General features: G+C 67.2%; 18 protein-coding genes, 1 pseudogene and 1 riboswitch. Of the genes and pseudogenes, 8 read left to right on the top strand and 11 right to left on the bottom strand.

The window, feature by feature from the left end; genetic code table 11:
• Window positions 1–881 (top strand): annotated as a pseudogene (locus ACTIMF_RS17440) (hypothetical protein); the annotation flags it as partial.
• Window positions 882–906: 25 nt separating this feature from the next.
• Here the strand turns inward: ACTIMF_RS17440 and ACTIMF_RS17445 are convergent.
• Window positions 907–1,509 carry an NUDIX hydrolase gene (locus tag ACTIMF_RS17445; RefSeq protein WP_442351544.1) on the bottom strand — a complete coding sequence of 201 codons (603 nt, stop codon included), beginning with the start codon at window positions 1,507–1,509 and terminating at the stop codon, window positions 907–909.
• Window positions 1,510–1,651: 142 nt separating this feature from the next.
• Here ACTIMF_RS17445 and ACTIMF_RS17450 point away from each other — a divergent pair, with 142 nt between their 5' ends.
• The 4 genes from ACTIMF_RS17450 to ACTIMF_RS17465 all read left to right on the top strand — a co-directional run bounded on the left by ACTIMF_RS17450 (window position 1,652) and on the right by ACTIMF_RS17465 (window position 5,580).
• The gene (locus ACTIMF_RS17450; RefSeq protein ID WP_442351545.1) at window positions 1,652–2,200 is read left to right on the top strand and encodes a YceI family protein; all 549 of its coding nucleotides are present in this window, start codon (window positions 1,652–1,654) and stop codon (window positions 2,198–2,200) included.
• Window positions 2,201–2,296: 96 nt separating this feature from the next.
• Window positions 2,297–4,021: an adenylate/guanylate cyclase domain-containing protein gene (locus tag ACTIMF_RS17455; RefSeq protein ID WP_442351546.1), complete on the top strand. Its 1,725-nt coding sequence runs from the start codon at window positions 2,297–2,299 to the stop codon at window positions 4,019–4,021.
• Window positions 4,022–4,034: 13 nt separating this feature from the next.
• Window positions 4,035–4,916, top strand: a complete 882-nt coding sequence (locus tag ACTIMF_RS17460) for an oxidoreductase (RefSeq protein WP_442351547.1) — start codon at window positions 4,035–4,037, stop codon at window positions 4,914–4,916.
• Window positions 4,917–4,950: 34 nt separating this feature from the next.
• Window positions 4,951–5,580, top strand: a complete 630-nt coding sequence (locus ACTIMF_RS17465) for an alpha-ketoglutarate-dependent dioxygenase AlkB (protein WP_442351548.1) — start codon at window positions 4,951–4,953, stop codon at window positions 5,578–5,580.
• Window positions 5,581–5,584: 4 nt separating this feature from the next.
• Here ACTIMF_RS17465 and ACTIMF_RS17470 read toward each other — a convergent pair whose 3' ends face one another.
• The 5 genes from ACTIMF_RS17470 to ACTIMF_RS17490 form a co-directional block, all read right to left on the bottom strand.
• Window positions 5,585–5,950 (bottom strand): VOC family protein, encoded by a 366-nt coding sequence (locus tag ACTIMF_RS17470; protein ID WP_442351549.1) that lies wholly within the window; start codon window positions 5,948–5,950, stop codon window positions 5,585–5,587.
• A 55-nt stretch (window positions 5,951–6,005) separates the two neighbouring features.
• Window positions 6,006–7,187, bottom strand: a complete 1,182-nt coding sequence (locus ACTIMF_RS17475; protein ID WP_442351550.1) for a pyridoxal phosphate-dependent aminotransferase — start codon at window positions 7,185–7,187, stop codon at window positions 6,006–6,008.
• Window positions 7,188–7,224: 37 nt separating this feature from the next.
• Window positions 7,225–7,668, bottom strand: a complete 444-nt coding sequence (locus tag ACTIMF_RS17480) for a hypothetical protein (RefSeq protein ID WP_442351551.1) — start codon at window positions 7,666–7,668, stop codon at window positions 7,225–7,227.
• Between the two features lie 102 nt (window positions 7,669–7,770).
• The gene (locus ACTIMF_RS17485; RefSeq protein WP_442351560.1) at window positions 7,771–9,408 is read right to left on the bottom strand and encodes a DNA repair helicase XPB; all 1,638 of its coding nucleotides are present in this window, start codon (window positions 9,406–9,408) and stop codon (window positions 7,771–7,773) included.
• Between the two features lie 70 nt (window positions 9,409–9,478).
• Complete coding sequence (locus tag ACTIMF_RS17490; RefSeq protein ID WP_442351552.1) at window positions 9,479–11,839, bottom strand: helicase-associated domain-containing protein; 2,361 nt, start codon at window positions 11,837–11,839, stop codon at window positions 9,479–9,481.
• An 84-nt stretch (window positions 11,840–11,923) separates the two neighbouring features.
• Between ACTIMF_RS17490 and ACTIMF_RS17495 the strand changes: the two genes are divergently transcribed.
• A complete protein-coding gene (locus ACTIMF_RS17495; protein ID WP_442351553.1) occupies window positions 11,924–12,112 on the top strand; it encodes a hypothetical protein in 189 nt (62 codons plus the stop codon).
• A 156-nt stretch (window positions 12,113–12,268) separates the two neighbouring features.
• Here the strand turns inward: ACTIMF_RS17495 and ACTIMF_RS17500 are convergent, their stop codons facing one another.
• The 3 genes from ACTIMF_RS17500 to ACTIMF_RS17510 all read right to left on the bottom strand — a co-directional run bounded on the left by ACTIMF_RS17500 (window position 12,269) and on the right by ACTIMF_RS17510 (window position 14,079).
• On the bottom strand, window positions 12,269–12,892 hold the full coding sequence (locus tag ACTIMF_RS17500; protein ID WP_442351554.1) for a transglycosylase family protein: 624 nt from the start codon (window positions 12,890–12,892) through the stop codon (window positions 12,269–12,271).
• Between the two features lie 5 nt (window positions 12,893–12,897).
• Window positions 12,898–13,104: riboswitch (cyclic di-AMP (ydaO/yuaA leader) on the bottom strand.
• Between the two features lie 253 nt (window positions 13,105–13,357).
• On the bottom strand, window positions 13,358–13,873 hold the full coding sequence (locus ACTIMF_RS17505) for a flavin reductase family protein (RefSeq protein ID WP_442351555.1): 516 nt from the start codon (window positions 13,871–13,873) through the stop codon (window positions 13,358–13,360).
• Complete coding sequence (locus ACTIMF_RS17510) at window positions 13,870–14,079, bottom strand: hypothetical protein (protein ID WP_442351556.1); 210 nt, start codon at window positions 14,077–14,079, stop codon at window positions 13,870–13,872. The genes ACTIMF_RS17505 and ACTIMF_RS17510 overlap by 4 nt, the downstream gene beginning before the upstream one ends.
• Before the next feature lie 121 nt (window positions 14,080–14,200).
• Here ACTIMF_RS17510 and ACTIMF_RS17515 point away from each other — a divergent pair, with 121 nt between their 5' ends.
• Window positions 14,201–14,623 (top strand): cold-shock protein, encoded by a 423-nt coding sequence (locus ACTIMF_RS17515; RefSeq protein WP_442351561.1) that lies wholly within the window; start codon window positions 14,201–14,203, stop codon window positions 14,621–14,623.
• A gap of 32 nt (window positions 14,624–14,655) precedes the next feature.
• Here ACTIMF_RS17515 and ACTIMF_RS17520 read toward each other — a convergent pair whose 3' ends face one another.
• Window positions 14,656–15,252 carry a DUF2771 family protein gene (locus tag ACTIMF_RS17520; RefSeq protein ID WP_442351557.1) on the bottom strand — a complete coding sequence of 199 codons (597 nt, stop codon included), beginning with the start codon at window positions 15,250–15,252 and terminating at the stop codon, window positions 14,656–14,658.
• A 37-nt stretch (window positions 15,253–15,289) separates the two neighbouring features.
• Window positions 15,290–17,197, bottom strand: coding sequence for an MFS transporter (locus tag ACTIMF_RS17525; protein ID WP_442351558.1), 1,908 nt, complete (start codon window positions 17,195–17,197; stop codon window positions 15,290–15,292).
• An 89-nt stretch (window positions 17,198–17,286) separates the two neighbouring features.
• Between ACTIMF_RS17525 and ACTIMF_RS17530 the strand changes: the two genes are divergently transcribed.
• Window positions 17,287–18,055, top strand: a 769-nt coding sequence (locus ACTIMF_RS17530; protein WP_442351559.1) for a DUF3027 domain-containing protein, incomplete at its 3' end; no start/stop codon positions are given.

Below are 18,055 nucleotides of genomic sequence, written 5' to 3' on the forward strand. Positions count from 1 at the left end.
ACCACGAGGTGGAACGCGTCGTCGAGAAGCCCAACGTCATCGAGAACATCGTCGAGAAGCCGGTCGACCACGTTGTCGACAAGATCGTCGAAGTCCCCAATGTGATCGAGCAGGTCGTCGAGAAGTCCGTCGACCACATCGTCGACAAACTCCTCGAGGTCCCCAACGTCATCGAGCAGGTCATCGAGAAGCCCGTCGAACGGATCGTCGAGAAGATCGTCGAACGTCCGAATGTCGTTGAGAAGGTTGTGGAACAGTCCGTCGACCATGTCGTCGAGCGGATCGTGGAGAAGCCGAACGTCGTCGAGAAGGTCGTCGACAAACCGGTCGAGCACATCGTCGAGAAGATCGTCGAACGTCCGGAGATCGTCGAGAAGGTCGTCGACAAGCCCGTCTACCGCGAATTCGAGAAGCTGGTGCAGACGCCGATTCTCGTCGAGAAGGTCATCGAGAAGCAGATCAACGTCGTCTCCGAGCGGATCGTCGAGAAGCCGGTCGAGCACATCGTCGAGAAGGTCGTCGAACGCCCCGTCTATCGCGAGGTCGAGAAGGTCATCGAGAAACCGATCGAGAAGATCGTCGAGGTGATCGTCGAGAAGCCGGTGATCGTGCGCAAAGTGGTCGAACGCGAGGTTGAGCGGGTCCTCGAGGAGGGCAGTGAGACCCGTACCGTCACCCACGACGCCGCGCAGGCGCCCGCGATCGAAGCGCAGTACCTCGAGTCGGCGGCGGGCGGCGGAACCCACCGTTGGATCGATGCGGGGACCGGCGAGCACCCCGAGAGCGACACGGTGGGCTTCGAGACGCCGGAGAGCCGGCCGCGCGACCGCGTCGAGCCGCAGTATCAGACACGGCGTGCGCGTCACCGTTCCGCCGACTGAGCATGCTCGATCGGGCGAGAGCGCCCTACCGCCAGGCGAACACCGGCTGTTCGTAGTCTGCGACGCGGACGGGTTCGTCGCGCAACGCGACAGCCGCGAACTGGAACAGGACCGCGGCGGTCGGGGCGTGGATGCGCCTGCCTATCAACGGCAACGACATCACCGGACGGTCCGACTGGGGGATCGACTCGAACAGCGGCTCGGCGTCGGCCAGCTCGTCCACATCGATGTGGAAGACGTGTTCCACCTCGTCGGCGTTCGGAGCGGGATCGACCTCGTCGTCCATCCATGCGAGGGTCGGCGTCATCACGAATCCCGACCGCGTCCGATAGTCGTCGAGGTCTCCGAGGATCGCGTCGGGCCCGAGCGCTATGCCCAACTCCTCGTGTAGTTCGCGTAGGCCCGCCTCGTGGTGGGTCTCGCCGTCGTCGAGCCGTCCGCCGGGCAGCGCGAACTGCGCTGCATGGCGATTCATCCGAGCAGGTCTCCGCGTGAGCCAGACGCCGCGCCGACCGTTGCGCGGAGCTATCACCACCATCACCGACGCGGCCCGCAAATCGCCGTCGAGCGGCAGCCTCCAGACGTCGAATGCGTCGAGTCGAGACTGAACGGCGGCACGAGTGAGCATATCGCCCATGTTATCCCGATCACACTCGGAACAAAGCGGACCGTAGTCCGGTTAATCTCTGTGTAGGCGGTCGAACACGACGGGCCGCAGGCGAGGAACATACGACGACGGCACAGAGCCGCCGAGAGAAGGAGGATCTCCCATGAGCATCACCCCAGCAGAACTGACCGCAGGCACCTGGACCATCGACCCGACCCACTCGCAGGTCGGCTTCACCGTCCGGCACCTGATGGTCTCGAAGGTCCGCGGCCAGTTCGGTGGCTTCTCCGGCTCCATCGAGATCGGCGAGGACCGCACGCCCAGCGTGAAGGCCGAGATCGACGTGACCTCGATCAGTACCGGAAACGATCAGCGTGACCAGCACATCCGCTCGGCGGACTTCTTCGACGCCGACAACTACCCGACCGCGACCTTCATCTCGACCTCGGTCGAGTCCGACGGCGACGACTACCTCGTGCAGGGTGACTTCACCCTCCACGGTGTCACCAAGCCGGTGACCCTGAAGATGGAGTTCAACGGAGTCAACCCGGGCATGGGCCAGGGGCCGGTGGCGGGCTTCGACGCCACGACCGTCATCAACCGCAAGGACTTCGGGATCGACATCGACATGCCGCTCGAGACCGGTGGCTCGGTGGTCGGTGACAAGATCACCATCACCCTCGAGATCGAGGCGGGCAAGGCTGCTGCCTGACTCTCCGCCCGCGCGGTACACGCGCAGACTGCACCCATTCACCTCCCGGTTCCCAGGTACTCTCAGTGAGACTCACCGAACCGGGAGGTGATGTGTATGAGCAGGCGTCATCGCGCGGCCGCGCATCGCATAGCCGACTGGATCGACGCACGCGTCAACCCGACGGGCACCATCGGACTCGGTGGCGGTGGCAGTCGATCGAAGGGCGAATCCGAACTCCTGGCACTGGACACCGAGACTCGGCGCGCCTTTGCCCGGCGCGGCATGCTCGTCGGCGGTGTGATCGTCGCGGGCGCCAAGATCCTGATCGGCATCGAGACCTTCGTCGCTGTGCTCCTGGCGTTCAACGGCGGGCGGCTCGATCTGCATACCGAACAGGACTACCGGCCGCTGATGGGCGCTGTGCTCGCCTCGCTGCTGCTCGGCACGCTGACGAGTGTCGTCGCATCGTTCGTCTTCCTCGCACCGCAGTTCCGCTGGTTCATCAGTGTGGGTCCGGCTGAACCCGCCGACGAGCGGCGGCGTGACGCGATCAGGGCGATTCCGCGCCGACTCGTGTTCGCCGACGTCTTCGGCTGGATCGTCGCCCTCGGCGTATACGCCATCGTCTCCGATCTGCGCCTGGTGTTCGTGCTGGCGGTGGCGGGCGCCTTCAGTCTCGCGGGTGTCACGTCTGGCTGCCTCACCTATCTGTTCGCCGAAAGCGCGGCCCGCCCGCTCGCGGCACTCGCGCTGCGGGGATCGTCGGTCGACGGGGTGATGCACGGGGTTCGCGAACGCATGGTCGTCGTGTGGATCGTGTCGTCCGCGGTGCCTATGGTCGGACTGATCCTGATGAACGTGGGCCGCGGGCTGGGCTGGGTTCCGCCGGTCGCCGGCTCCATCGACTGGGCGACGATCCTGTTGGCGGTCGTCGCGTTGACCTCCGGCGCCCGGGTGGTCGGTCTGGTGAACCGTGCCATCGCCGATCCGCTCGACGACATGCGCGAAGTGGTCGAGGCGACGCGAGACGGCGATCTGAGTCGTCGAGTCGCCGTCTACGACTCGTCTGAACTCGGTGTGCTGCAGGCCGGGCTCAACTCGATGCTCGACGGCCTCTCCGAACGTGAACGCATGCGCGACATCTTCTCCCGTCACGTCGGCGATGGTGTCGCCCAGTTGGCGTTGGAACAGGACGGTGAACTCGTCGGAACCAATACCGAGGTCGCGGTGATCTTCGTCGACATCACCGGATCGACCGCGTTCGCCGCTGATCGCGACCCGCGCGAGACGGCGGTCGTCTTGAACGCCTTCTTCTCGATCGTCGCCGACATCGTCCACCGACACGGCGGCTTCATCAACAAGTTCGAGGGCGACGCGGCGCTCATCGTCTTCGGTGCGCCCGCGGCCCTGGATGATCCTGCGCTGCAGGCATTGTCGGCCGCTCGAGAGCTCGGAGCCGAATTGAGTGAGAAGCTTCCGCTCGAGTGGGGGATGGGCGTGGCCTTCGGCAGCGTGTTCGCGGGCAACATCGGTGCTCGCACTCGCTACGAGTACACGGTGATCGGCGACCCGGTCAACGAGTCGGCCCGACTGTCCGATCTCGCCAAGATCGGATACTCGCCGGTGTACGCGAGCAGAGTGGCGATCGAATCTGCGGCCGATCACGAGCACGAGCGCTGGCAGCGGGTGGATCGTCAAGTGCTGCGTGGACGTACACACGTCACCGAGATCCACGCACCTGTCGGGCTCTTGACGAGACCGGAGCCGCCGTCGCTCGGGAGCGTGCTGGCAGACTTGGTCAAGTTCGCGCGCCACGGCGAGCGCCAGGTGAAACCATAGGAAGGCGGATCAAGTGACGGGGAAGTGGGATGCGAACGATATTCCACCGCAGGACGGCCGTCGTTACATCGTCACCGGAGCGAACAGTGGGCTGGGCGCAGCCACCGCCACGGCCCTCGCCGCGGCCGGGGCGCGAGTGACGTTGGCGTGCCGGAACCAGGAGACGGCCGGCGAGGTGGCACGCGGCATCGGTCCCGCGGCGACCGTGGCTCGGCTCGACCTCGCCGACCTGGCGTCCGTGCGCGAGTTCGCGGACAGTGTCGACGAGACAGACGTCCTGATCAACAATGCCGGGGTGATGGCGATCCCGTTCGGGCGCACCGTAGACGGTTTCGAGATGCAGATGGGTACCAATCATCTCGGACACTTCGTCCTGACCTCGCTACTGCTCCCCAAGGTGACCGATCGGATCGTCGTTCTCTCGTCGCTCATGCAGTACGGGTCGCGGAAGCGGTTCGACGATCTGAACTGGGAGCAGCGGACCTACAACCGGTGGGAGGCCTACGGCGACTCGAAACTGGCGAACCTCACCTTTGCGAGGGAACTCGCGCGCCGTCTGAGCGAGGCGGAATCGGCGAGAATGTCCGTGATCGCGCATCCGGGCTATGCGTCCACCAACCTGACTGGAAAGTCGCAGACTCGATTCGACGCCGTGATGAACCTGGGCACCAAGCTTCGGGTCGGCCAACCCGCCGACCGCGGAGCGCTGCCGACGTTGTACGCGGCGACCATGCCGACTGTGCGCAACGGGAACTTCTACGGTCCGGACGGGCTCGGTGGCCTGCGCGGACATCCGACTGCGGCGCGGGTGCGCCGCGCCGCGGATGATCAGGGACTGCGCGACCTGCTGTGGGCCGAGTCGGAGCGACTGACCGGAACTCGGTTCGGGGTCTAGAACCACGCTTCGAACAAGTGTACGATTTCAGGTTATGACGGCGGGACTGCAGACGAGCCTCTTCGACTCCACCGATGCCGGTCCGGTGCTGACGTCACTGCCGACTGGAGTTCGCCGCACCGACCTGTCCGACGGCGCGTGGGTCGACGTCCGCCCCGGTTGGCTGCAGGGATCCGTCGACGTTCTCGACGTGCTACGCACCGACGTCCCGTGGCGGGCCGAGAGGCGGCGCATGTACGACGCGACGGTCGCCGTGCCGCGCCTGCTCGCCATGTATCTGCGCGACGACCGGCTCCCGCACCCGATCCTCGACGCTGCCCGCCAGGCGCTCAGTGACCACTACCGGTCGGCGCTGCCCGACGGCTTCGAGACGGCGGGCCTGTGTCTCTATCGCGACGGGAACGACAGCGTCGCCTGGCATGGGGACCGGATCGGGCGTGGACGGACCCACGACACACTGGTCGCGATCCTCTCGCTCGGCGCACCGCGCCCACTGCTGCTCCGCCCGCGCGGCGGGGGAGCGTCCCGGCGGTTCGTCCTCGGATCCGGTGATCTGCTGGTGATGGGTGGAAGCTGCCAACGGACGTGGGAGCACGCGGTCCCGAAGGCGACCGGCGTCGGCCCGCGCGTCAGCGTCCAGTTCCGGCCTGCGGGCGTGTTCTAGGCGGTCAGTCCACTGGGGAGACCCGGATGAGGTTGCCGTCGGGGTCCGCGACGACGAAGGTGCGGCCGAAGACCGCGTCGTGGGGCTTCTCCACGACGTGGACTCCCTTCGAGACCCAACTGGTGAAGACCTCGTCGACTGCGGATGGCGGACCGGGCACCATCAGCCCGACCTCGCACGTGCGAGGGGTGCTCGGGACCGCGTGCTCGCTGTATCCCGTCCACAACGCGAACTGAGCACCAGGGCCGACGTCGAAGGCGACATAGCGGGGGCTGACGAAGGTCGGCTCGATGTCGAAAAGGTCGCTGTAGAAGGTGGTGGCGGCCTCGGCATCGCGGACGCCGATTAGAAACAGGTTCGGTGCGGGCATTGCGGCGCTCCTCAACTCGATGATTCTCTCGGTACCGATTCAGTCGACCATCGAATCAGGACGGGAGCTGTCCCCTTTTCCCGTGAAGCCCGGCCAATCGACGTGCGGCCTCGTCGATCAGGTCGTCATCCTTGGCGAACGCGAACCGGACCATGTGCCGCCACGGCTGCGGATCGTCGACGAATGCGCTGACCGGGACCGCAGCCACGCCGACGCGGGCGGGGAGTTCTCGGCAGAACGCGGCGCCGTCGGTGACGCCGAGAGGGCGGGGATCGGCGCACACGAAGTAGGTGCCTTCGCTGCGATGAACACCGAAACCGGCGTCGGCGAGAGCCTTCGACAGGCGAGTCCTCTTGCGTCCCAAGGCTTGTGCGTCTGACCGAACCCAGTCCATCTCGGTGCGCAGTGCGTGTGCGACGGCGGGCTGGAACGGTCCGCTGCCTACGAACGTCAAGAACTGTTTCGCCGCGCGGGCAGCCTGGACCAACTCCATCGGTCCGCTGAGCCAGCCGACCTTCCATCCGGTGACGTGGAAGGTCTTCGCGGCGCCGGAGATCCGCAGCGTTCGCTCGGCCATGCCGGGGAGGGTTGCGAGCGGACGGTGGACGGCGCCGTCGAAGACGAGATGCTCGTACACCTCGTCGGCGATGGCGATCACGTCGTGTTCGACGCACAGTCGGGCGATCTCGGCGAGGTCGTCGTGCGACAGAATCGTCCCGGTCGGATTGTGGGGCGAGTTGACCACCACCGCTGCCGTGTCCGGCCCGATCGCGGCGGCGAGTGCGTCTCGGTCGAGTGCGAAGCCGTCACCGTCGGCCACCAGAGGTACCGTGCGACGCACCCCGCCGGCCAGCGCGACCGCCGCTGCGTAGGCGTCGTAGTACGGCTCGATCATGACAACGTCACGGCCGGGCTCCACCAAACCGAGGATCGCACCCGCGATGGCCTCCGTGGCGCCGACGGTCACCAGCACCTGCGAGTCGGGATCGTAGACCAGCCCGTAGTCGTCGAGTTGTTGTGCGGCAACGGCTTCACGCAGCGCGGGGACGCCCGGGCCGGGCGGGTACTGGTTGTGTCCGTCGGCGATCGCCCGTTGAGCCGCCTCCAGCATGGCGGCCGGACCGTCGGAGTCGGGGAAGCCCTGTCCGAGGTTCACTGCGTCGTGCTCGACGGCGAGCGCAGACATCTCCGCGAAGATCGTCGACGTGAACGGGCGCATCCGGTTGACCAATGGCATGGGTCCACGCTGCCACAGCCGACCCGCCGGAGTGGAGTCAGCGTGCGTGCACGGTGCCCGAACAGCGCGGTGCGGCCAGCGTCAGCAGCGGACCGTGGTTGACGCCGGTCGTGGTCAGGCGGATGGTTCCCGGGCCCGACGCGAACGTCTCGCCGAAACCGTTGGAGCCGAGCGAACGGTCAACCGTGAACGGTACGGACCCGTGTTTCCCGGTGTTCAGATTCTTCCAGGACAACGTCCCGACAGTGCGGTAACCCCATACGCTGGGGTTACCGTAGCGGACGTTGATCGAGCCCGAACGCTCCTGCATCACACTCATACCCCCGTAATAGGGGATGTCGATGATGTTGGGGCTCAAGCCCTCGCAGTTCTGAGCTACGTAGACACTCGTGTCCGGCGGGACGGCTTTCGCCGGTGCGGCCAGGGCAGTGGCCCCGACTGCTACTGCGCCCAGCGCGAGTGCGGTGATAGTGCGTTTCATGACTAGCTCCCCTCACACGGCCGGATACCCGGCGCATGCATCGTCCGTTGTGATCCACCCGACAGTGGGTGTGTCGTACGAACAGGCGACAGCCGTTACAGCTCACACGAGGTCGGCGGCATCGACGATCCGGTACGCGTATCCCTGCTCGGCGAGGAAGCGCTGCCGGTGTGCCGCGTAGTCGGCGTCGAGGGAGTCGCGGGAGACGACCGAGTAGAAATGCGCCTGACCGCCGTCCGCCTTCGGACGCAGAAGACGACCGAGGCGCTGCGCCTCCTCCTGGCGGGAGCCGAACGTGCCCGATATCTGGACGGCGACCGACGCCTCCGGCAAGTCGATCGAGAAGTTCGCGACCTTGGACACCACGAGCGTAGACAACTCGCCGCGACGGAACGCTTCGAACAGCTTCTCGCGCTCGGCATTGCGCGTCGATCCCTGGATGACCGGGGCGTCGAGTTCACGGCCGAGTTCCTCGAGCTGATCGATGTAGGCGCCGATCACGAGTGTCTGAGACCCGTGGTGCCTACCGAGGATGTTCTTGACGACGTTGACCTTCGAGTGGACCGTCGAGCAGAGCTTGTACTTCGTGTCGGCCTCGGCGACCGCGTACTGCAGCCGTTCCTCATCGGTCATCGTCACCCGGACTTCGACGCAGTCGGCCGGAGCGATCCAGCCCTGCGCTTCGATGTCCTTCCACGGGGCGTCGTAGCGCTTGGGCCCGATGAGACTGAACACGTCGCCCTCGCGACCGTCCTCACGGACGAGCGTTGCCGTCAGTCCGAGGCGGCGGCGTGACTGCAGATCGGCGGTCATTCGGAAGACCGGAGCGGGCAGCAGATGCACCTCGTCGTAGACGATGAGGCCCCAGTCGCGCGAATCGAACAGATCGAGATTCTTGTACTCGCCCTTCGATTTGCGGGTGATCACCTGGTAGGTGGCGATCGTGACGGGACGGACCTCCTTGCGCTCGCCCGAGTACTCGCCGATCTCCTCCTCGGTGAGCGAGGTGCGCGCGATCAGTTCACGCTTCCACTGGCGTCCCGCGACCGTGTTGGTCACGAGGATCAGGGTCGTCGCACCGGCCTTGGCCATCGCAGCCGCGCCGACCATCGTCTTACCTGCACCGCAGGGCAGGACGACTACGCCCGACCCGCCGGCCCAGAACGAGTCCGCCGCCAGCTCCTGATAGTCGCGCAACGACCAGTCGTCCTGCACGAGGTCGATCGGATGCGCTTCGCCGTCGACGTATCCCGCCAGGTCTTCGGCGGGCCAACCGACCTTGAGCAGGATCTGCTTGAGGCGACCGCGTTCGGACGGGTGGACGATGACGGTGTCGTCGTCGATCCGGGCTCCGAGCATCGGAGCAACCTTCTTGTGTCGGAGGATCTCCTCGAGCACTGCCCGGTCGAACGAGACCAGCGTCAGCCCGTGTGCGGGATGCTTCACCAGTTGCAGACGCCCGAACCGGCCCATCGTGTCGACGATGTCGACCAGCAGTGGCTGCGGCACCGGGAACCGGGAATGGGTGACGAGCGCGTCGACCACCTGCTCGGCGTCGTGGCCTGCCGCCCGAGCGTTCCACAACGCCAGCGGGGTGACCCGGTAGGTGTGGATGTGTTCGGGAGCGCGTTCGAGTTCGGCGAACGGCGCGATCGCCGCGCGGGCCTGCGCGGCGGCGGGATGGTCGACCTCCAACAGGAGGGTCTTGTCCGATTGCACGATCAGCGGTCCGTCGGTCACCTGTCCATTGTCCAGACCGTCGGGCTTCTCGGCCACACCGGGGAGTCGGTGGCGACGAGAGCCCGGGCGACTACAGGAGTTCGACGCGGGTGATGCGGTGCAGCGCGAACCGCAGTTCCTCGCCGCCGGTCTCCTCGACGGCGACGAGTTGCCCCGCGCCGAGCGATCGGGCCTTCACGACGTGGCGGCTCGCGCCGCCGTGTGCGTCGACGTAACCGATCCGGAGCCTGCGCCCGGTCTGCAAGGCCAACTGGATGAGGGCCGACGTCGTCTCGCCCGAACTCGTCGACGCCGCAGTCGACACCGGGCCCGCCGCGCGGTCGGCGACCCGCATACGGCCGACAACGGTGGCGGCCTGGCCCGGGCCGATCCGTCTGCGACGAGTCGGCAACGGCCTTCTACGGGTGCGCGCGGGCACCCGGACCCCGCGGCTGCGCAGATCGATCAGCGCACCCGATGAGTCCTCACCCGCCGGCGCGAAGCCCGCGGCGCGCAGCCGGTCGATCACATCGCGCAGCGCAGCCGCCGACACTGCGACAGTCGGAGCCAGCGCACGCAAGGACAGTTCGGCCGCCACCGAGCTGCGCAGAACGGCCGTCAACGTCGCCTCGTCGTCGCAGCGGACGAACGACGACGCGACACCGACCCGCAGCTGTCCGTGTCTGCGGGCGACGTCGTCGATCAGGTACGTCAGCGATTGGGGTACCGGTGTCTTGGAGTGCTCGGTGAACAGTGCGGCCAGCTCTGCGGCCGTCCGGCCGGTGTCCAGGGCACGGCGGATCCCATCCTCGGTGACCCGATACACCGAGGCGGCGCCACCGGACTCGAGGTCGGCGACCAGCGCGAGTCGCTCGGCCAACTCCGCAGTGAGCGGGCCGGGCACCGTGACGGTGAAGTCGGCTTGTACGAGGAAGTAGTCGATGGGCGCGGGGAGCGCCGCGGTCATCACCTCGACGAGGTCGCCGCGATCACTCTCGACGCTATGGCTTCCGTCGTCGGGGCCGTCCTCGTCCTCGCCGACGGCGAGCAACGCGCGGCCCGCCATGGTCAGCGCGCCGTGCGCGACGAGTCCTAGTTCGGTTGCCTCGCGCAGCGTCTCGCCGACGAGACGGGTGGTGAACCGACGCAACTGTCGAGGATGGCGCCAGCCGAGCAATGCGGTCAGGTCGTCGACACTCACCCCGATCGCCGGTTCGACCTCGGTGAGCGGTGTCAGGATCGCGCGTCGGACCGATGATGCCGACTGGTCGAACGCCGTATCGGCCAGCGCACCGATGATCGCGCCGTCGCGGTCGGTCTCGCCGATCAGCCATGGTCGGCGCGGCAGATCGAGCCAGCACTCGGCCAGGTGCGCCCAGCGACGGCCGGGTTCGTGGTGCCGCCACGTGTCACTCGACGTCGTCGGAGCGACTACGTCGTCGCCGGACAGGACACTCGTCGACTCGGGGACGCCCGCGTCGATCAGCCCGGCGGATGCCGTGAGCTCGACGATCAGGCCGACGCGGGTCATCGACAGCCCGGTCGTCTTCGCGAGGCGTCGCAGTTCGCGGACACCGATGCCGCCTGCACGCAGCACGGCCGCGGGGGCCGCGGAGAGAGCGTCGAGTAGATCGCCCGCGTGGCGCAGAAGCTCGAGTGCCTCGCCTGCGCCTGCGGCGTCGACGGTGGTGGCGTCGAAACGTGACGGTGTGCCGGATAGGTCGGGCGCTTTCAGGCTCGCCGTCGCCAATGGTGGCTCGCCGCGCAGGATCTGACCGACCTGCGGCGGCAGCTCGACGGTCTGCTCGTCGACCCGGGACAAGAGGTCGGACGCGATGAGGCGGGGGACGGGAGCTGTCGGGTCGGCGTCGGCCGCCGCGTCGCGTGACCGCCCGAGGGCGTGGCCGTTGGCGAGCGTGGCGAGGAGTTCACGCGGTCGGTCGTCGAGGCCGTCGATCCGACTGGAGATCTCCTCCGGATCCAGGGCGGCGATCGGGGTGATCAGGTGCGGGGTCGTCCACGGCAGTGTCGAAGGCAGGTGGCTGCCTGCCATCCAGCTCGTCGCCTTTTTGCCTTTCGACGACCCGCTCGGCCAGATCAGGGCGCGGTCGGCGAGGACGGCGAGTCGCGCGTCGATGTCGGATCGGCGGGCGCGTCGACCCAGCTTGGTCACGATCTCGTCGCGACTCACGGGCCCGAGCAGCCCATCGTGGTGCCGCAGATCGTCTGCGATGTCGAGGAAGGCTTCGACGACGGCGACGGCGAGGACATCGAGATCCTCACCGGCCAACGAGATGGACGCGGCGGCGAGGGAACGCTGTGCGAGGACTCCGGTTCCCCGCGGTGGCGGCGACGCGAGATCGGGCCGACGGACCAGGAGTTCGGCGAGTCGTTCGTCCGACCGACTCGCCAGCTCATCGGCGCATGTGCGCGACGGGTGGTCCGGACTCATTCGACCCACCTTACCGACCGGTTCCCCGTGGGCCGCTGCCCGATGCGCCGGGTGCGTAGGCCTGTGCGGTGCGCTCATGGCAGAATGAACGCCGTGGCTAAGAAGAATGGATACGTGGACAACGGCTGGCCCCAGGAGATCGGCGACGAGCACGCCGTGACCGAGTTCCTCACACACGTGTCGGGCGCTCTCTCGCCGTTCGGTGACACGGAGTTCCCGCTGCCGGTCGACGACCTTCCGTACGTGCACGCGAAGACCGTCGTCAACCGTTGATCCGCTTCTAGCGAAGACTCACACGCCAGGCCCTGCTCGTCGGAGTGGGGCCTGGCGTGTGCTGTCGTGTCCCTTGCTCGCCGCGGCTCCAGCCCGGCGTGATGAAGCAAAAAGTAGCCCCGACTTGGAGAAGTCGGGGCTACTTGAGCGCTCTGCTTAGGAAGGCAGCAGGTGCTTGTTCTGGTTGAACAGCTTGACCTGGTCCGGGGTCAGGTCGTAGCCGCTGTCCTTGGCAGCCTTCCAGGCCTTGCGGACCTCGGGGCTGACGTTGGCCTTGTCGAGGCTCTTGTCGACCTGGCCCTTGACGTCGTCGCTGGTCTTAGCCTCGCTCGACCCGTTGTCCGAGCCGTTCTCCTGGCTCGGGGCCTCGGGGGCCTGCTCGGGAGCGGGCGCGGTGCGCTGGCTCGGGCCCGAGAGGACGCCGCCGCAGACAGGCCATGCGCCCGCGCCCTGCGACGCCAGGACGCGCTCGCCGATGGCGATCTGCTGGTCACGGGTGGCCTGGTCGGCGGTCGGAGCGTACTGGGTGCCGCCGTTGGCAGCCCAGGTGCTCGGGCTGAACTGCAGCCCGCCGTGGTAGCCGTTGCCGGTGTTGATGGACCAGTTGCCGCCCGACTCGCACTGTGCGACCTGGTTCCACTCGGAATCGGTCGCGGCGGATGCCTGGCCGGCGCCGAGAAGGGCTGCGCCGCCGCCGATGCCGCCGAGTACGACGGAGGTCGCGGCGACCTTGGCGAAGGTCTTGGTATTGGTCGTCTGCTTGGCGTGACGTCCGGACATGTGTTTTTTCCTCTCTCCACGCGCCTACGAGGTGAGCTGTCGGGTTCGGGCGAGAGGTGCCCGGTCGCCGGGGCCGGCTGGTGGCCGATACCCGGGAACTTAACCCCAAGGCGGTCGATTGCTCGTCCGCCGGGTCTCACAGGGAGATGGTGGGTCCCCCGTCCTCGCTCCTGAAAGTCCTGTCATGCGTTCTCTTTCAGCGGAGCGAGGTTTGGCGCGGCAGAAAGAGTTATCTGGTTCGGGGTCGATCACCTGGTGGATGACCGCCCTGAACAATACGGGTCAGTAGGCGTCGATTTCACGGTCTTGCGCGCGGTGAATTTCTGGACTCGATTCGCGCATTTCGGACGCGGCATCACGTCTGTGCAGTTCACGCCACTGATACCCGGTCCGTGTCCGGTTCGTTATCGCACTGTTATGTGATAAGTATCACGTCGGATTTGAGACGCGGACCACGCTGTCTGCTCAGGATTGTTCACGCCGCGCCTCCAATGCGCGGAATGTCGACGCGTGGAACACGAGCGGATCGACGCTCGGATCGCTGCGTAGAGCATGGATCCGGAGGAGTACCACATGATGGTCGCCCGCAGGCACCTCCTGCTCTACGGAGCACTCCAGATGGGCCGCCGAGCCCGAGACGAACAGTGCGCCCGAGTCCGTCGACCATCGGTGGACGTCATCGAATCGTGACTCCGGCGGGCCCGCCAGGCGACGGCACGCTTCGCCCTGGTGCGACGCGAAGACGCTGACACCGAGGCGGTCGGCAGTCGCCAACCGCGGCCACGTCGACGATCCGTCACGCACGCACACCGATACCAGGGGCGGGTCGAGGGACACGGTGGTGAACGCGCTCGCGGACATCCCCACGTCGCCGTCGGAGGTCCGACGGCACACGGCGACCACACCGGTCGGGAAACAGCTGTAGGCCCGCTTCAAGGCGCCTGCCGCGGAGACCGGGGCGAGCGGCGAGGCGCCCGTCACCGGCTGCGCCTGCCTGACATCAGGGCGAACACCAGTCCGAGGACGAAACCGAGCGGTGCGCACAGTGCGAGCAGATACACCGTCACCACGATCGCCTGGTTGCTGTCGCGGACTGCGGGAACCAGGAGTGCGATCGACGCGATCATTCCGATGGCGAACAGCACCACGGCCGTCGCCAACAGGCGGGAGGACTTCTGGGTCTGCATGCAGTCCACGGTAATCCAGGCGGTAGAATCGGACACCACGCGCCTCGAGTCGTACTGCCAGCGGCTACGTCGGGCGCTTACGTGATTCTTTAGGCAGATTAACCAGTTGAGGGTGAGTGCTGTGCCAAGCGGCCGAGTGAAGTGGTACGACGCCGACAAGGGCTTCGGATTCCTGTCCCAGGACGAGGGCGAGGACGTGTACGTCCGTGCGTCGGCGCTCGGCGACGACGCCCCTGAGCTGAAGGCCGGACAGCGGGTCGAGTTCGACATGGCCGCGGGCCGACGCGGCCCCCAAGCGCTGCGCGTGACTGTGCTCGAGCCTGCGCCGAGCGTCGTCAAGAACAATCGCGATGCCCGACGCGACAAGCGCCCGGATACCAAGCGGATGAGCCCGGACGAATTGCACGGGCTGGTCGCCGATCTGATCACCCTGCTCGAGGGCACGGTGCAGCCGGGTCTTCGAAACGGCCGGTACCCCGACCGCAAGACCTCGCAGCGCATCTCCGAAGTGGTCCGAGGAGTGACCCGCGAACTGGACCGCTGAATACGTCTGAGCAGGTGGCGCCGCGCAGTGAGTCAGCTGCGGCGGTCGGGTAGTTCGGTGGAGTTCGGGACTCGGAAGTCGTCCGGAACCGTGTCGATCGTGTATGTGCCGCGCATCAGGATCGATCCGTCGAGCGACTCGATGCCGTCTGGAGCGTTCTGCAGGACGGTCGAGACCGACCACACCTCGACGCCGAGCAGTACGGCGTCGGGCCTGCTGTGGAACTTCTTGGTGTAGGTGCTCTCCGAGGGTTCGACGTCGATGACGCGGTACACACCGCGCGGCGTCGCATACTGAGTGATCGCCATCCACGGTCCTTCGGCGACCTCTTGGGGCACCGACACCAGGACAGAGCTGCCGATCGGCGCGGGTGCGCGCACCACGTTCACCGGGAGCGTCTGTACCCGCCGCGGATCCGTCGGACGGCAGTCGGTCATGTCGACGGCGCACCAGTAACTGGGGTCGGCGCGTACCAGATCCTCACCCGCCTGTATCGACACCGTCGGCGCCGAGTCGGTGTCGTCGGCGGTCGTCACCAGGACGGTGGTGACGGCGGCGATGGCGACGACCACCACGGCGAGCACCGCAGCGAGTTTCGCCAGCACCTTCTTGTCTCCGGAATGAAGCACGAGGAATCCTTCTGTTCTTGCGGCGGGCTGGGCCGACTCAACGGACGGTGCGGCGGGTCGGCGCGGCGCTGGGCGGCGTCGGCGATCCCGGGGCTGCGAACGGGACGGTCGGGGCCGCATGGTCGGGACGTCGGCCGCCGATGCCGGGCACCAGCGTCGAACCGCGACTGGTCAGCAGGGTCTGGACGAAACCTACACCGACGAGGACGGACACGACCGTGAAGCCGATCCAGATGTCGGTCGGCAAGATCACGCCGAGGCTGGCACCGAGCACCCAGCACAATTGCAGCACGGTCTCCGAACGACCGAAGGCAGAGGCCCGCGACTCGTCAGGCAGGTCGTCTTGGATCGACGAGTCCATGCAGACCTTCGCGATCGCGCTCGTCGCCGATCCGGTGAAGCCTGCGACGACGACCAGGATCAGTGATCCGAAGACCGCGGCCAGCACGCATGCGACGAAGGTGGCTGCCGTCGCCAGGATGACGATCCGGGTCGGGCTCTTGAGCTCCAGGCGCGTGCCGACACCGTTGCCGAGGAAGTTGCCGACACCCGCGGCCGCGCCGACGGCGCCGAGCATCAGCATCTGTTGCCAGCCCGTGGTGTCGGGCTGGGCCTTCGCGTAGAACGCTATGTACAGAGTGAGGAACCCGGTCAGGATGCGGATCGTGCCATTGCCCCACAACCCGACGATCACGGTCCGGCCGAGCGGCTGTCGCATCTTGGCTGCGAGTTCGCGAGAGAAGCTCGCGCCCTTCGACGGCGTTGTCTCCTCGGCGGACGGATCGCCGCGGTAGGTCAGGGTGGTCGGGACCTCGCCCTCGGTCACTTCGACCCAGGCGGGGATCTTCATGCAGAAGAAGGCGCCGGCCGCAGCGACCAGACACAGCCAGATCATCGCGCCGGGAACGTGGAACGGGAAGGCCTTGCCGAGGATGAACTCCAGTGCCGCGGCGATCGCACCGCCGACCATCGTGCCGGCCACCAGGCCGAACACGGTCAGGCGTGAGTTGACTCGGACCAGGTCGATCGACGGCGGCAGCACGCGAGGAGCGACCGCCGACTTGAGCACGCCGAACGATTTGGACAGCACCATCAGGCCGAGCGCACACGGGTACAGCACCCACGGCTTGTACTCGAGCTGCATCGTGTCCGAGTCCCACGACGAGTTGACGATGATCAGCATGCCGAGCACCACGCGCAACGCGAACGTCGCCGCCATCGCGATCCGCCGACCGTGCTGCAGCCGGTCCAGGATCGGCCCGATGAGCGGTGCGATGAAGGCGAACGGCGCGATCGTGATCGCCAGGTAGAGGCCGACGCTGACCTTCGAGTCACTCGTCGCCGCGGCGAAGAACAGCGTGTTGGCGAGCGCGATCGCCATCGCCGCGTCGACTGCGGTGTTCGCGATGACCGGAAGGGTGAGCGCAGTGAGCCCCGATCGGTCGGCGCCGTCTGCGGTCGCCGCGCGGTGAACCATCTTGGCACCGACAGCGGTGAAGTACTTGGAGCGGCGCGCCATCACCCGGACCACGGTCACCTTTTCCGGCGGCACGTACTCCGCGTCGCCGGACAACCGCTTCTTGCGTCCGCGGCGGCCTGCGTCGAACGACGTGGTCTCGGCGTTCTGCGGGTCGTCGTGCGCCAACGGCGGCAGGTGCGGATTGTGGGTCCGCGGCGGAAGGTACGCGCCGCTAGCCGGCCTGGTCTGGTCGCGGTGCGCGTGTTCTTGCGGCCCGTCGTCGGGGTGGCCTGCGGGCGCGTCGAACCGGCGCGTTGGCGTGCGCGGTGTTCGTCGGGGGCCGTCGGCCGGATAGTTGGCCTGCCCTGGGTGCGGGGCAGGGCGACGCGACCGTCGGGGCTGCGCGTCCCCTCTGTGCGGCGTCTCCTGAGGGGGACGCGGGCGACCGCCTGCCCCGCGGTCGTCGTGAGATCCACGGGTATTCACTCCTACGATTGTTCCTCATCGCTGCGGCATCGTGCCGCAGGGACGTGCCTGACGTGCGTCGAGGGCCCCGGCTATTGCACACTGGACATGTGAGTGTTGCTATCTCGTCGCCCCGACTCGTCGACGCTGTCGACATCGCCCACGCTGCCCTCGTCGCCGAGGGAGAGGATCCCGGTGCTCACACCGGGTCCGCGGCCGAGGGTGACTACGCCGCTGCGCACTACTTCGACGCTCGAGTTCCCGGCTATCGCGGCTGGCAGTGGTGCGTTGTCGTCGCCGGTGTGCCGGACTCGTCCGAGGTCACGGTGAGCGAAGTGGCGCTGCTCCCCGCGGGCGACGCACTGCTGGCGCCCGACTGGGTGCCGTGGGTCAAACGAGTGGCTCCGGGTGATCTCGGTCCCGGTGACCTACTCGCCGCACCCGAAGACGACCCGCGGCTGGTCCCGGGACAGATCGATACGCACGATGTGAGCCCGCTCGACGTCGACGAGGTGGGCCAGGTCGGTGCCGAGATCGGGTTGGGTCGGCGGCGCCTCCTGTCCCTCGAAGGCCGAGCGGAGGCTGCTCAACGCTGGTACGACGGCGACTTCGGTCCCGCGTCGCCGATGGCGCGCAACGCCCGTCACGCGTGCGCGACCTGCGGCTTCTACCTGCCGATCGCCGGAGCGCTGCACGCCGGATTCGGTGTCTGCGCCAACGAACTCGCCGCGGACGGCCACGTCGTCTCCGCCGAGTACGGCTGTGGAGCGCACTCGGATGTGGAGGCTCCCCACGGCAGCGGCAGCCCCGCATACGACGCGTTCGACGACGGGGCGATCGAAGTGATCGCCCGTGCCGCCGAGCCCGTCGGATCCGATG

Source organism: Gordonia sp. (in: high G+C Gram-positive bacteria) (assembly GCF_052106715.1).
In the GTDB taxonomy this organism is placed as follows: domain Bacteria; phylum Actinomycetota; class Actinomycetes; order Mycobacteriales; family Mycobacteriaceae; genus Gordonia.